The organism is Amphritea sp., assembly GCF_050300915.1.
Lineage (GTDB): Bacteria > Pseudomonadota > Gammaproteobacteria > Pseudomonadales > Balneatricaceae > Amphritea.
The window spans coordinates 1-12,987 of sequence record NZ_JBNKYN010000020.1 but is presented as its reverse complement, the minus strand read 5'-3'; the positions used below and the strand labels follow the sequence as shown (position 1 = coordinate 12,987).

The following is a 12,987-nucleotide window of genomic DNA, read 5'->3' as shown; positions in this document are numbered from 1 at the left end:
GAGTCAGTTGTGAGCGTAATGAACGGGCCGACCAGCGATTTTCTGCACAACAATGTTAAAGTGTTGCGCTCCCGGGTTTCCAAAACCGCCTGGCAGGGGATTGCGATCGCTGTTATTGCTCTGGTTATCGCAACGCTAACGGTGGCCTATGTTGAGCATGGCACAGTCGATGCTGCCAGTCTGATCAATGTTCAGCAGACTAACTTTGCCCTCTGGGTTCTGGATATAGTGCCCTTTGTGTTTGCATTCTGGGGGCAATACTCCAGCACTGTTCTCGCCTATGAAGCCAGCGCTATGGTGATGGATCAGACTCAGGAGCTGCGTGATAAAGCGGATAGCTTTGAAAAACAGGTTCGTCATAGTATTACCCACGATCTGCTCACCGATATGCCCAATAAAGAGCTGTTTTATGATCGGGTAGAGCAACAGATTGTTTCACCCCGGGGGACAGATGCTTTTTCTGTGTTACTGATTGAGGTCGCTAACTATAAAGAGATCAGCGATACCCTGGGACGTAACAGCAGTGACAGCCTGATTAAGCAGGTCTCTGTGCGTCTTGACAGCGCGTTTCCTGCGCCTTATACCATCGCCCGACTGGAAAACAACACCTTTAGTATGCTGGTCAGTGATCACCTTGCCGGTTCAGTGGTGCTGGAACTGGCCGAGAGTGTGCATCGGGTGTTGCATGATGTGTTTTATGTTGGGCAGGTTAAATTGACCGCCCAGGTGAATATCGGCATTGTTCACTTCCCTCAGCACGGTACGGATGTTGATACCTTGGTGCAGCGGGCGGGTATTGCCCTCTATATGGCGCACAATTCCAATAAAGGCTGCGCGGTATACGATTCCTCCTTTGATGCCCATAGCCCGACACAATTAACGTTGATGAGCGAGCTTCATCATGCCATTGAAAACAGGGAGCTGGAACTGTTCTATCAGCCTAAAATCAGGGTGGCCGATGGCGTGCTAAACGGCGCGGAAGCTCTGGTGCGCTGGAACCATCCGAAATATGGTTTGCTCTATCCAGATCAGTTTATCCCTTTGATGGAGCGTAGCCGGTTGATTCAGGGATTAACTCTCTGGGTGATTCAGGAGGGTTTTGCACAGTGCGCGCAGTGGCATCAGCAGGGATTAGATCTGATGCTATCGATTAATCTGTCAGCGAAAGATCTGAACAATCCGGAGCTGCCAGATCTGATCTCCGGTATAAAAGGGGCGACAGGTATAAACCCCAACTGGGTCACGCTGGAGATTACTGAGAGTTCGATTATGACGGATCCGGACGCGGCGATGCAGGTGATCAATCGTATTCATGATATGGGCTTTCAGTTTTCCATCGATGATTATGGTACCGGTTATTCATCCCTTTCCTATCTGAAGCGGTTGCCTCTGAAAGAGCTGAAAATAGACCGCTCGTTTGTGTCTGATCTTTTACGGCATGAGAGTGATGCGGTGATTGTGAATGCGACGATCAATCTGGCTCATAATCTGGGCCTTGAGGTGACTGCGGAAGGGGTTGAGGATCAGGCAACCCTTGAGTTATTGAAGCAAGAGGGGTGTGATCAGGCGCAGGGATTTATGCTGGGTAAGCCGATGTCGGAAGACGGCTTTACCCAGTGGTGTCGTGAACGAAATTATGTATGATTTATGGTGACGCAACCGGTTTAACCGACAATATCCAGCTCCCGCTGTTTAAACCTGACCCCTCGCTGCTCAGCCAGTTGTCTGCAGGCGTTGATGTCTACCCCTTCAAGTCCGTTAATCGCACTGGCACTGACATCGCTGATATAGTCTGGTGCCAGGGCTACAAACTCCAGCATCGCGGCATATGAACCCTTGAGTGCCGGCTGACAGTGGCGTTTATAAACCTCTTCATTTTGCGCGTTAAGGGAGATCGACAAGGCATCGATACACTCACTCAGTTCAGGCAAAATATTGCGCTTGTTCACAAGGTTTCCTAAGCCGTCCGTATTCAGCCGGGTTTTACCCCCGTTATTCTTTATCCAGTGGGCAATCTCCAGGAGTGGTTTGAGGCGTAATGTGGGCTCACCATAACCACAGAAAACAATGCAATCGTAGCGGCCAGGATCGCCAATCAGATCGATAATCTGCTGTGCTGGAGGTTTGACCTCCAGCGCAAGATCATAGCCTTTTACTTCGGTGCTGCCATTATGCTTGGGACAGAACTGACAGGCCAGGGTGCAGCGGTCGGTCAGATTGATATAGAGATTGTTTTCGATCTGATAGACCAGCGTTTCATCCATCGGGATCGCCTTAGGCTGGCCCGGCGAATTGGGCTTTATCTGTTTTGCAGCTGAGTGTTCAGGAGGGTGTTTCGGGGAAAGCATTAATTGATCCACAATAAGTTAGTCTGTGGAGAATACCACAACAGACATCGTCTGGGCTGATTGGGATCAAGCTGTTGGCATTGAAACTGAAGATTCATCAATTGTTCACTTTTACATTAAGCGCTAGATATATATGATTAACCATATATATGGATTTGGTTATATTTTTATGAGCCCAGTTGAGCTGTTTAAATCTCTTGCCGATGAAACCCGGCTTAAATCTGTGTTGTTGATTAAACAGAAAAAAGAGTTGTGTGTCTGTGAATTGATGACCGCTCTTAATCTGAGTCAGCCAAAAGTCTCCCGTCATCTGGCGCAACTAAAAAGGGCGGGGCTGCTGAGTGATCGCCGCCACGGGCAGTGGGTTTTCTATCGCATCAGTCCAGAGCTACCAGGCTGGTGCCGCAATATACTTTGGGAGACCTCGGTGACCAACAGGAATTACCTGGAGGTTGAGCTTCAGCGGCTGAGTCAGATGGGCGATCGTCCGGATCGCAGCAAGAAATTCTGCTAAACAGAAGGGAGGCATCATGTTTGAGATATTTACCCGGTTAGCCGACTGGCTGATCTACTCTTTTGCGGGGCTGTCAGCAGAAACAAAAATGGGGCAGGCGCTGCATTTTTTTGTTGAGGATACGACCAAAATCTTCGTGCTGCTGGTGGTGATGATCTACCTGATTGCGTTGATCCGGGCCTCGTTGAATGTTGAGCGGGTGCGGGACTTTCTGGCCGGAAAACATCGTGGGGCTGGTTATCTGATGGGGGCTGGATTTGGCGCGGTGACACCGTTTTGTTCCTGCTCCAGTATCCCGGTTTTTCTTGGGTTTACCTCAGCCGGGATACCGGTGGGTATTACCATGGCATTTCTGCTGACCTCGCCGCTGATTAATGAAGTTGCGGTACTGTTGTTACTCAGTCTGCTGGGGTGGAAGTTTACCGTTGTCTATATTCTTGTCGGCATGGCGGTGGGGATTGCCGGGGGCTTTTTTCTCGATGCCATTAAGGCTGAACGCTGGCTGCAGTCGTTTGCTGCAAAAGCGCTGGAGCGAGGCAAACAGAGCGGACCGGTCAGCTCTGCTTCAGCAGAGACCCTGTCGATGGCTGAACGGCATCAGTTTGCCCGTGATGAAACCCTGGAGATCTTTGGCCGGGTGTGGAAATGGGTGATTATCGGCGTGGGTCTGGGGGCGGCGTTGCATGGCTTTGTCCCGGATGGCTGGATAGAAGCTAATCTGGGCGATGGCCAGTGGTGGACTGTGCCTGCGGCGGTTGTGGTTGGCATCCCGCTTTACTCCAATGCGACCGGTGTTATCCCGGTGATGGAGAGTCTGATTACCAATGGCCTGCCGATCGGCACAACCCTGGCATTCTGTATGAGTACAGTAGCGGCCAGTTTTCCTGAATTTATCCTGCTGAAACAGGTGATGCAGTGGCGTTTACTGGCGATTCTGTTTGCCATGCTGCTGTTTGCTTTCACCCTGATTGGCTGGATCTTTAATTTTCTTTTCCCGGTGTTGTGATTGTTGGGAAAGGAGATAAAACCAAGGAGTGTGTGATGAAAAATATCAAAGTGTTAGGCAGTGGTTGTACTAAATGCACAAAAACAGCCGAGCTGATTGAGAAGCTGGCGACCGAACTGGGTGTTGAGGCGATGGTGCAGAAAGAGACCGATGTTCAGGTGATTATGGCGTACGGGGTCATGCGGACACCGGCGGTTGTGATCGACGAAGAGCTGGTTCATAGCGGTAGTATTCCAACCCAGGCTGAAGTTACTGGCTGGTTGCAACAGTAGTTCTGTCGATTCGAAACACGACAAACTGACTGACCATAAAACAGTTACACCAGGGCATTGATAAGGGGTGAGAAGGTGGCGATTAAAGTGGGTATTAACGGCTTTGGCCGGATGGGACGATTAGCCCTGCGAGCCGCCTGGGAGTGGCCGGAGCTGGAGTTTGTGCAGATCAATGATCCGGCGGGTGACGCGGCAACACTGGCACATCTGCTGATGTTTGATTCCGTACATGGGATCTGGAAACATACAGCGATAGCGAACGCTGATAACAGTGAGATGCTTATTCAGGGTAAGCGGTTGCACTGTACCCGGAACAGGGCGATAGAAGATACCGACTGGTCCGGTTGCGATATCGTCATTGAGGCCTCCGGAGCGATGAAAAGCAAAGCGAAGTTACAGCCCTATCTTGATCAGGGGGTTAAGCGGGTCGTGGTGACCGCACCGGTGAAAGAGGAGGGGGTGCTGAATATCGTTATGGGGGTGAATCACCATCTCTATGATAAAGCGATTCATCCTATTATCACCGCTGCCTCCTGTACTACCAACTGTCTGGCACCGGCTGTAAAAGTGATCCATGAACAGCTGGGTATCAAGCATGGCTCAATGACCACCATTCACGATATCACCAATACCCAGACGATTCTCGATGCCCCCCATAAAGATCTGCGCCGGGCGCGGGCCTGCGGTAGCAGTCTGATACCCACGACCACCGGGTCAGCCACCGCGATCACCCATATCTTTCCGGAGCTGAAGGGCAAACTGAATGGTCATGCAATACGGGTACCGCTGGCAAACGCCTCAATTACCGACTGCGTCTTTGAGCTGCAACAGGGCACGACGGAAGCTGAGGTCAATCAGTTGCTGCAGCATGCTTCAGAGGGCGAGTTGAAGGGGATACTGGGGTACGAGGAGCGGCCACTGGTATCGGTGGACTATAAGACCGATCCCCGCTCCTGCATTGTTGATGCGCTGTCAACGATGGTGGTCAATGATACTCAGCTAAAACTCTATCTCTGGTACGATAATGAGTGGGGCTATGCCAATCGTACGGTCGAGCTGGTGCGGCTGGTGGCAGAACAGGAGTAGGTGGTGGTCACTGTACTCTCCCGGTTGACGCCACAACTGCGTCAATACCTCATCGTGACCGGCAATTACTGGGCGTTTACCCTCACGGATGGTGCGTTGCGGATGCTGGTGGTGCTGCATTTCCACCAGCTCGGCTACAGCCCTCTGGATATAGCACTGCTGTTTCTGTTCTATGAGTTTTTTGGCATTGTCACCAATCTGTTGGGTGGCTGGCTGGGGGCACGTATCGGCCTCAACCGGACGATGAATATCGGTCTGGGGATGCAGGTGGTGGCGCTGGGGATGTTGTTAGTTCCCGCTGCGATGCTCACCGTACCCTGGGTCATGCTGGCGCAGGCGTTGTCGGGTATCGCTAAAGACCTGAACAAGATGAGCGCTAAAAGTTCGGTTAAGCAACTGGTGCCAGCCAATGCGCAAGGCACGCTGTACCAGTGGGTCGCGATACTCACCGGCTCAAAGAACGCTCTGAAAGGCGCTGGATTTTTCCTGGGAGGCGTTTTGCTAACGCTGCTGGGTTTTCAGGGCGCGGTACTGGCAATGGCGGTTGTTCTGGCGCTGGTGTGGTTGCTGAGCCTGGTGTCGTTGAAACAGGAACTGGGCCGGGCGAAAACCTCGCCTAAGTTCAGTCAGGTCTTTTCTAAAAGCCGGGCCGTTAACACCCTTTCGGCCGCCCGCATGTTTCTGTTTGGTGCGCGGGATGTCTGGTTTGTGGTGGCGCTGCCGGTTTATCTGGCCAGTACTATGGGCTGGGATCACTGGTCCGTTGGCGGCTTTCTGGCGTTGTGGGTGATCGGGTATGGCATTATTCAGTCAGTAGCACCCTATTTCACAGGCAAACGCTCCGGCCATATTCCCGGAGGGCGGGCGGTTTTTTTCTGGGCTTTGGGCCTGTTGCTGTTACCTGTTTTGATCGCAGTGTCGCTGAGCAGTCACTTTTATCCTCAAACCGTTCTGTTGGCTGGTCTGATGATCTTCGGCGGAGTGTTTGCCATCAACTCTTCGTTGCACAGCTACCTGATCGTCAGCTATGCCCGGGAGGATGGCGCTTCAATGGATGTCGGCTTTTACTACATGGCCAATGCGATGGGGCGGCTGCTTGGTACAGTGCTGTCCGGCTATCTGTTTCAGATCGCCGGATTAACCGCCTGTCTCTGGGTGTCGGCACTGTTTCTGGCGATAGCTGCGGGGATCTCTCTGTACCTGCCAGCGCGTTGAAGTTGATGCTATGGCAGGGATTTTTGTATTTTTCGCGGCTTAGAAAGCGTTTTTGTATAGGCTTTGACCTTGTTTAGATGCCAAAGGGTTTTACCCAGTAGAATGGCTTCCTTAGCGATATGTTTAGCCAGATCAGTTTTTGAGATGCTGTAGGGCGTTTTGATCAGTTCCTGATAGCGCCAGCTGATTTTGACATACCCCGGTGCATACCTGTTGAACTGTTTAAGCATCGTTCTTACGAGTTTAAATCGATGATTTTTAAGGTAGTCATTGATTATATAACGCTCAACCTCTCGTTTAAGCGTTGCTGAGGTAGCCGTGGTTTCTTTTTTAGTAAACAACCAGTTCAGGTTAATGTTTTCGACATCGCAGGCAACAACTTTATGGAACCACACCGGGGGGATGTAGAGAATATCCCCCTCATTGATCACGAACCGGGTAAACACCTTGCCGTTAAGCATTTTGTCATCATCGCCTTTGATAATGGCAAAGTTGGTATATGGATAGCAATCAAGTGGGGTATGCGGAGATACAAGGACCCACTCTTTTTTCCCTTTTACCTGCACATTAAATACATTAACCAGGCTACCATCATAATGCCAGCTAGAGACATGTCCTTTCTTATTAATCCATAATCGCAGATGCTGAGTTCGGGGGAATACCAGTGGAGAGTCCAGACTCTGATTGACAAAATCAGGCGTGGTGTAGTCTTCTGTCAGTGAATCCCGGTTCATCCAGTACCAGAGTGATGCGGTGGATGCAGAGGGTTCCTGGGATAGTTTCTCATGCAGATAATGCTCATTCCAACACTCACGGGCGTGCCACTCTTTTCCAACGCCCTCAATGATTACCGGTATTTCTGGCGTTAGGTATCTCTCAGAGAGCTCTTCAAAAGAGATATCTGACGATTCACGTGCGATTTCAAAGAAACCACTATTCTGCGTTGGCAGAGTCTGCATAATCTGGCCTGGTCATTACTGGAAATATGAAGGTTAATATGCCCTATAGAGGGTGTTTAATCCATCTTACAGCCGTTAAAAGTTGCACTGTTAGTACGGTTTTCTTTTGACACTGTTCAGACTCTCCTCCTGTTACCCCCTTTGAAGTACCTCTTCATGACAATTGAGGGTTCTGTCTGCCTCTCATAATATTCTTATCAGAAATTTTATTTGCACATCATGATGCTAACCGGACCTTATCAGGAGGGCTCAGATGCAGACAGAACAATTGAATGGGGTTGTCAGCAAACCGGCATATTCGCCGGTAGAGCTAAACCCGAAGTCCAGCTTTCATCTCTTTATCGCTGAACAGGCTGTAACCGGTCAGATGCAGTCTCTTTTTGATAGCTGTGGTGTTGAGAAAGAGATCGCAGTGTACAGCGATGCCAGTGATTCCCGACTGCTTGAATCACTGGCGGCTATGCCATTAACAGGCACTCTCTACCTGGCTGGCAGTGAGCCTTTTATCTGGCGGGTGGCCAGCCATGCACGGCAGGCAGGTTTACGTCCTGATCAGATCAGCATGATGGCGCCGGTCAGTCGCGAACGACACCTGTTTTGCTGTCACTGCTATCAGATCACAGAGGGGGTGACCTATTCACCTTTTATCTGCAGCGGGTGTGGCCTGAGCCTCGAAGTCACCGATCATTTTGCCCGTCTACACAGCGCCTATTTTGGCTATCAGGCCAATGCAGAAGATAGCAGCGATATGCCAGAGAAACGGGAGGTGAGCTAATGAGTGTTATCGATCAAAACCCGGTCAGGGTGACCGCCGTTAAGCAGGTCGCACCGATGATCAAAGAGTTTACGCTCGAAGCAATTGATGCTGAGCTGGTGCCTTTTTCACCTGGTGCGCATGTGGTTGTGACGATGGGAGGCGCTGAGAAAGAGCCAGTCTATCGCAATGCCTATTCACTGATGAGTGACCCTAAGGATAAGAGTCAGTATCGCATAGCGGTTCGCCTTCAGGAGGATTCCCGCGGTGGTTCCATCTATATGCATAAACAGGTAGCGGTGGGAGATCAGCTGATGATCTCACCCCCGGCAAATCTTTTTGCGCCAGATTGGATGGCGAAAAAGCAGGTGTTGTTTGCCGGAGGGGTAGGCATCACTCCCTTCCTGTCCTATTTGCCGGAACTGCTGCAGCGTGAGACCGGGTTTGAACTGCACTATATGTTTCGTAGTAAACAGACCGGAGCCTATAGCGCTGAACTGGCGGAAACCTTAGGTAACCATTGCAGTAACTATGATGCCGATCAGGGGAGCCGCTGTGATATCGCTGCGGTGATGGCTAAGCAGCCACTGGGTACACATTTTTACATCTGCGGCCCGCAGTCATTGATTGATTCTGTTCGGGCCACCGCGGACGAAATGGGTATTCCTGCCAGTGCGATTCACTGGGAAGAGTTCGCTGGCGCGAAGCCGGGTCAGCCCTTTGTCGTGGAGCTGAGCCGCAGCGGCATCGAGCTGGCTGTCTCTGCCGATAGCAGTCTGCTGGAAACCCTTGAGGGCGCTGATATTGCGATCCCTAACCTTTGTCGTGCAGGTGTTTGCGGACAGTGTGTCTGTGAGGTAGCCGAAGGCGAAGTAGAGCATCGGGACAGCTATCTCAGTGACCGTGAAAAACAGTCGGGTCAGGTGATGATGCCCTGTGTTTCCCGGGCCGCAGGTGAGCGCCTGGTTTTAGATATTTAGGAGAGCAGAGCAATGCGTGTAGCACCGAAAGAGATTCAGAGTTTTCGTGACGATTTTACCTACAGTAACAGTGCCGAAGCGATAGAACGTTTCCCCTTTCCCTTCGCTGAAGATGAGTACCGTTATTCGGTGAATATGGAACCTCACCTGCCAAAAGGCGGGGAGGGTTCGGCCTATGAGCATTTTCTCGATATTGATGAGCATTATCTGTCGGAGATGGCTGAGCGTGAGTTGGTCTTAAAAGAGATGCCACACCGCTGTCTGGCGATGCCTCATATGGATCTGGCCTGCTGGGATATGGTTGAGCGGATTATGGTGTCTCTGTCAGAGGATTACCCGGACTATTTCAGTCTGATCCGCGACGGCGATCACTGGAGCTGGGAAAATAAACTGCTGAATATTAAGGACCAGTTTACCTTTGGTGACAGCAGCTCGCTGCCGCTGCCACCGCTGGACTATATTGGCCGGCAGGTGCAGGGGGACTTTGCGCTGCTGGATCAGCGTGATGGCGATCTGTTTCTCGATGCTGGTATGGTCACCTGTCCGGCGGACTGGTCACTGGCGTTTGATGCGGGTATGAGTTTCAAAGAGTGGCACGGTCCGGTGCCGATGGCCCATAGCGAAGGGATCTTCGACCGGGCGCTGAAATATCTGATAGCGATTCCGGTGGGTAAACCGGTGCGCCGTCTTAACTGGACCCTGACGGTGAATGCCAGGATGGATACCTCTCCGGAAAAATATCATGAGTGGGGCCATGAACGGACTACTGTGACTCCGGAAAATGTGGGTGAAAAAGTCTATCTGCGGGTCGAGTTACAAGTGTTGGACCGGATGCCCCGCAGTAATGCGATGATGTTCAGCATCCGTACCTATCTGCTCAGCCTTGAAGATCTGGCGACTAACAAAGAGTGGGCTATGCGGATGCACCGGGCGCTGAAAACCCTGCCGCCGCCATTGATCAACTACAAAGGCTTAACCCGTTTTCACGGAACCGTGGTGGATTATCTGTCCCAGTTTGATCCAGTAAACTGAGTTTTTACGGGGCAATCGTTTTGCAGTCCTGTTTTTCTATATGGTTAATCAGTAGTCAGGGTGAAAAATATGGGTTGGGTCTATCTCTGTATAGCCGGGATATTGGAGTGCCTCTGGGCGGTTGGGTTGAAATACAGCGATGGTTTCACCCGTTTATGGCCCTCGGTCATCAGTATCTCTCTGATCATTATCAGTCTTGGACTGTTGTCTCTGGCGATGCGCACCATTCCGGTAGGTACTGCTTATGCGGTATGGAGCGGCATTGGAGCGGCTATGCTGGCAGTCTACGGGATAATGTTTCTCGATGAATCCGGAAGTCTGATCCGAATCAGTTGCATCTTCATGATCATTGCTGGTGGTGCGGGACTCAAAGTGTTTGCCTGAGGAAGATTAATGGTTCGGGTGTTGATACTGCAACATGCAGAAGGTGAGTGGATCGGTTCAATGAATGACTGGTTCAGCGAACCATCCAGAGTGAGCGGTTTTACGTTGACGACTATTCGCCTTGATCACGGGGAGGCACTACCCGGGCGAAACTCATTTGACTGGTTGCTGATTATGGGCGGGCCGATGAGTGTTAATGATGAATCTGACTATCCCTGGTTGCGTGAAGAGAAACAACTGATTCGTCAGTCTATTGCAGACAATAAAACCATAATCGGGATCTGCCTTGGAGGCCAGCTGATTGCGTCAGCCGCTGGCGCTGAGGTATATCGCAACAGTGCTGTGGAGATCGGCTGGTTTCCGGTTATCAGAACCGATACTGGTGCTCAATGGTTTCCACAAACGGCAACAGTGTTAAGCTGGCACGGTGACTGTTTCAGAATACCTGTAGGAGCGGTTCCTTTTGCAAGCAGTACTGTCACTCCCTGCCAGGGATTCAGTCTGGGGCCGCGTGTCTGGGCATTGCAGTTTCATCTGGAAGCCCAGCCCGGAACCGTGGAGGCTTTTCTGGCGTTTGAAACGCAGGGGTTGCCTGAAGGGGAATATGTCCAGACGCAACCGCAACTGCTCAGTGATGCCTTTCTATTACAGAGCCAGAAAATAATGCACAGGCTGCTGGATTCGCTGGTTTAGTCTTATCTTCCTGTTATGCTAAAGATCGTTCTTGTGATATCTGTCGTCAGGTAAGAAACGACTCGTCCTGACAGGAGGCGTAATGAATATATCTCTGGCAACTCTGGATGATATTCCCGACCTGTGCCGATTATTAGGCTATCTGTTTGAACTGGAGGCGGAGTTTACCCCCGAGATTCAGTTGCAGCAGCGGGGATTAAAAGCGATTATCGAATCGCCTCAAAGCGGCACCATTCTGGTGAGCCGGGAACAGGGTCGTCCTGTTGGCATGGTCAGCCTGCTGTACAGTATCTCTACCGCGCTGGGTGGCCGGGTTTGTACGTTGGAAGATATGGTGGTTGAGCCAGACAAACGGGGCTCAGCTATCGGCTCTGAACTGCTCAGCCATGCAATCGACTACGCCCGTGAACAGGGGGTAAAGCGTATTACTTTGCTTACAGATCATGATAATGCTGCTGCCCAGCAGTTTTATCAACGGCAGGGATTTGTGCTTTCGCCGATGGTGGCGATGCGTACAATGATCACCTGAGTAGCGGATGGTTTGTCTGCCATCATCGGCTCAGGGAACAGGTTGCTATCTGCTCAGAATAGGAACTCTCTTTATCCTGTTACTACTTTTATCATCCACTGCTTAGTTAAAACAGATATAATCAGGGGCCAGGGCATTCATCTGGCTTCAGTCAGTTTACGATGATGGAACTCTTGTGATGCACGATATATTCTCTCACCAGACCATCTGGTAAGGAGTAAACAGTGATCAACGCCTCAGTAAAGTCTCCCGGCAGTCTGATTACAGGGCTTGGTTTTCTCTTTTTCTCCAGTCATGATTATCTGCAGAAGAAGTATGAAGACCACCGCCGATTTACCATCATTGTCTCGGCCTTTCTGTCCGTTCTCTGGGCTGCCCTGTGGGGGTGGGATTGGGTGACCGATCCGGTGGGCGCTGATAATACAAGGGTTCTGCGGCTGCTTTTTCTGGTGGCTTTAGCCTATTCACTGACACTGTATTTTATCCGCAAGACCTCCGCCTGGCTGGCAATTATCACGGTTGTGGGAATGCTGGCGGCGGAGGCAAACTTTATTCTGATCCTGAACCATCTTGATGACGGTATTGTGTATGGTCTCGGTGGTTTCATGTATTGCATGTTTATCGCGGTGCTGGTGTTTCAGTGTTTCTCGCTGACAACCAATATTATTTACACCCTGTCAGCTACGCTGCTTCCCCATCTTGCGGGAGAGCTGGCGATCGCCGATAACTTTCAGCATTTTCAATATGCGGCTCTGATCTGGCCTGCGGCGTTGCTGGCGATAGTGGCTCAGATTGTCCAGTCCCATCACTATCTGCTGCGTTACCAGCTTGAGCGACAGTTGGAAGAACTGTCGACTACAGATGTCTTAACCGGGGCAAAAAATCGCCGTTACTTTATCCCGTTGTTAGCGAAGGAGATCCGCAGAGCGGAACGCACAGGGCAAAAGCTGTCTCTGTTAATGCTGGATATCGATATGTTTAAGCGGGTGAATGATACCTATGGGCATCTGACCGGTGACCGGGTGATTCATCATGTCGCGGTTATCTGTCAACAGTTTGCCCGTGATGTTGATGTTGTCGCCCGCCTGGGAGGAGAAGAGTTTGCCATTCTGCTCTCCGCCTGTGATCAGTACCAGGCGGTTCAGGTAGCCGAGCGGATCCGTTCAGAAATAACGGCTATTACAATGCACAGTGAGGATAACACCTCTTTCAATT

The 12,987-nt window shown here is 50.9% G+C and carries 15 protein-coding genes; 13 read left to right on the top strand and 2 right to left on the bottom strand.

What is annotated here, in order from left to right:
- Nucleotides 1–18 precede the first annotated feature (18 nt).
- The gene (locus ACQY8X_RS07470) at nt 19–1,644 is read left to right on the top strand and encodes a putative bifunctional diguanylate cyclase/phosphodiesterase (RefSeq protein WP_428034558.1); all 1,626 of its coding nucleotides are present in this window, start codon (nt 19–21) and stop codon (nt 1,642–1,644) included.
- A gap of 20 nt (nt 1,645–1,664) precedes the next feature.
- On the opposite strand, the gene ACQY8X_RS07465 is transcribed toward ACQY8X_RS07470, so the two are convergent.
- Nucleotides 1,665–2,348 (bottom strand): TatD family nuclease-associated radical SAM protein, encoded by a 684-nt coding sequence (locus ACQY8X_RS07465; protein ID WP_428034521.1) that lies wholly within the window; start codon nt 2,346–2,348, stop codon nt 1,665–1,667.
- 169 nt (nt 2,349–2,517) lie between these two features.
- Between ACQY8X_RS07465 and ACQY8X_RS07460 the strand changes: the two genes are divergently transcribed.
- The 5 genes from ACQY8X_RS07460 (at nt 2,518) to arsJ (ending at nt 6,441) form a co-directional block, all read left to right on the top strand.
- Nucleotides 2,518–2,862 (top strand): metalloregulator ArsR/SmtB family transcription factor, encoded by a 345-nt coding sequence (locus ACQY8X_RS07460; protein ID WP_428034520.1) that lies wholly within the window; start codon nt 2,518–2,520, stop codon nt 2,860–2,862.
- Between the two features lie 16 nt (nt 2,863–2,878).
- Nucleotides 2,879–3,868 (top strand): permease, encoded by a 990-nt coding sequence (locus ACQY8X_RS07455; protein ID WP_428034519.1) that lies wholly within the window; start codon nt 2,879–2,881, stop codon nt 3,866–3,868.
- Nucleotides 3,869–3,903: 35 nt separating this feature from the next.
- Complete coding sequence (locus ACQY8X_RS07450) at nt 3,904–4,140, top strand: thioredoxin family protein (protein WP_428034518.1); 237 nt, start codon at nt 3,904–3,906, stop codon at nt 4,138–4,140.
- A gap of 75 nt (nt 4,141–4,215) precedes the next feature.
- Nucleotides 4,216–5,226 (top strand): ArsJ-associated glyceraldehyde-3-phosphate dehydrogenase, encoded by a 1,011-nt coding sequence (locus ACQY8X_RS07445; protein ID WP_428034517.1) that lies wholly within the window; start codon nt 4,216–4,218, stop codon nt 5,224–5,226.
- Between the two features lie 3 nt (nt 5,227–5,229).
- A complete protein-coding gene (arsJ, locus tag ACQY8X_RS07440) occupies nt 5,230–6,441 on the top strand; it encodes an organoarsenical effux MFS transporter ArsJ (RefSeq protein WP_428034516.1) in 1,212 nt (403 codons plus the stop codon).
- A gap of 8 nt (nt 6,442–6,449) precedes the next feature.
- Here arsJ and ACQY8X_RS07435 read toward each other — a convergent pair whose 3' ends face one another.
- Nucleotides 6,450–7,400 (bottom strand): cupin-like domain-containing protein, encoded by a 951-nt coding sequence (locus ACQY8X_RS07435; protein WP_428034515.1) that lies wholly within the window; start codon nt 7,398–7,400, stop codon nt 6,450–6,452.
- A gap of 253 nt (nt 7,401–7,653) precedes the next feature.
- On the opposite strand from ACQY8X_RS07435, the gene ACQY8X_RS07430 reads away from it, so the two are divergent.
- From ACQY8X_RS07430 to ACQY8X_RS07400, 7 genes are all read left to right on the top strand, one after another.
- Nucleotides 7,654–8,175: a dimethylamine monooxygenase subunit DmmA family protein gene (locus tag ACQY8X_RS07430; protein ID WP_428034514.1), complete on the top strand. Its 522-nt coding sequence runs from the start codon at nt 7,654–7,656 to the stop codon at nt 8,173–8,175.
- A complete protein-coding gene (locus ACQY8X_RS07425; RefSeq protein ID WP_428034513.1) occupies nt 8,175–9,134 on the top strand; it encodes a PDR/VanB family oxidoreductase in 960 nt (319 codons plus the stop codon). Before ACQY8X_RS07430 ends, ACQY8X_RS07425 begins: the two co-directional genes overlap by 1 nt.
- A gap of 12 nt (nt 9,135–9,146) precedes the next feature.
- Entirely contained in the window at nt 9,147–10,166 is a 1,020-nt protein-coding gene (locus ACQY8X_RS07420; protein WP_428034512.1) for a heme-dependent oxidative N-demethylase family protein, read from the top strand.
- A 69-nt stretch (nt 10,167–10,235) separates the two neighbouring features.
- A complete protein-coding gene (locus ACQY8X_RS07415; RefSeq protein ID WP_091353196.1) occupies nt 10,236–10,550 on the top strand; it encodes a DMT family transporter in 315 nt (104 codons plus the stop codon).
- A 9-nt stretch (nt 10,551–10,559) separates the two neighbouring features.
- On the top strand, nt 10,560–11,243 hold the full coding sequence (locus tag ACQY8X_RS07410; RefSeq protein ID WP_428034511.1) for a type 1 glutamine amidotransferase: 684 nt from the start codon (nt 10,560–10,562) through the stop codon (nt 11,241–11,243).
- An 82-nt stretch (nt 11,244–11,325) separates the two neighbouring features.
- Nucleotides 11,326–11,772, top strand: coding sequence for a GNAT family N-acetyltransferase (locus tag ACQY8X_RS07405; RefSeq protein WP_428034510.1), 447 nt, complete (start codon nt 11,326–11,328; stop codon nt 11,770–11,772).
- A gap of 224 nt (nt 11,773–11,996) precedes the next feature.
- Nucleotides 11,997–12,987 (top strand): GGDEF domain-containing protein (locus ACQY8X_RS07400; RefSeq protein ID WP_428034509.1); only part of this gene is annotated, 991 nt, incomplete at its 3' end.

What these genes read in the sequence shown, in the direction of transcription:
- ACQY8X_RS07470 (WP_428034558.1), top strand. Translation starts at nt 19, where the DNA reads ATGAACGGGCCGACCAGCGATTTTCTGCACAACAATGTTAAAGTGTTG.
- ACQY8X_RS07465 (WP_428034521.1), bottom strand. Translation starts at nt 2,348, where the DNA reads ATGCTTTCCCCGAAACACCCTCCTGAACACTCAGCTGCAAAACAGATA.
- ACQY8X_RS07460 (WP_428034520.1), top strand. Translation starts at nt 2,518, where the DNA reads ATGAGCCCAGTTGAGCTGTTTAAATCTCTTGCCGATGAAACCCGGCTT.
- ACQY8X_RS07455 (WP_428034519.1), top strand. Translation starts at nt 2,879, where the DNA reads ATGTTTGAGATATTTACCCGGTTAGCCGACTGGCTGATCTACTCTTTT.
- ACQY8X_RS07450 (WP_428034518.1), top strand. Translation starts at nt 3,904, where the DNA reads ATGAAAAATATCAAAGTGTTAGGCAGTGGTTGTACTAAATGCACAAAA.
- ACQY8X_RS07435 (WP_428034515.1), bottom strand. Translation starts at nt 7,400, where the DNA reads ATGCAGACTCTGCCAACGCAGAATAGTGGTTTCTTTGAAATCGCACGT.
- ACQY8X_RS07430 (WP_428034514.1), top strand. Translation starts at nt 7,654, where the DNA reads ATGCAGACAGAACAATTGAATGGGGTTGTCAGCAAACCGGCATATTCG.
- ACQY8X_RS07425 (WP_428034513.1), top strand. Translation starts at nt 8,175, where the DNA reads ATGAGTGTTATCGATCAAAACCCGGTCAGGGTGACCGCCGTTAAGCAG.
- ACQY8X_RS07420 (WP_428034512.1), top strand. Translation starts at nt 9,147, where the DNA reads ATGCGTGTAGCACCGAAAGAGATTCAGAGTTTTCGTGACGATTTTACC.
- ACQY8X_RS07415 (WP_091353196.1), top strand. Translation starts at nt 10,236, where the DNA reads ATGGGTTGGGTCTATCTCTGTATAGCCGGGATATTGGAGTGCCTCTGG.
- ACQY8X_RS07410 (WP_428034511.1), top strand. Translation starts at nt 10,560, where the DNA reads ATGGTTCGGGTGTTGATACTGCAACATGCAGAAGGTGAGTGGATCGGT.
- ACQY8X_RS07405 (WP_428034510.1), top strand. Translation starts at nt 11,326, where the DNA reads ATGAATATATCTCTGGCAACTCTGGATGATATTCCCGACCTGTGCCGA.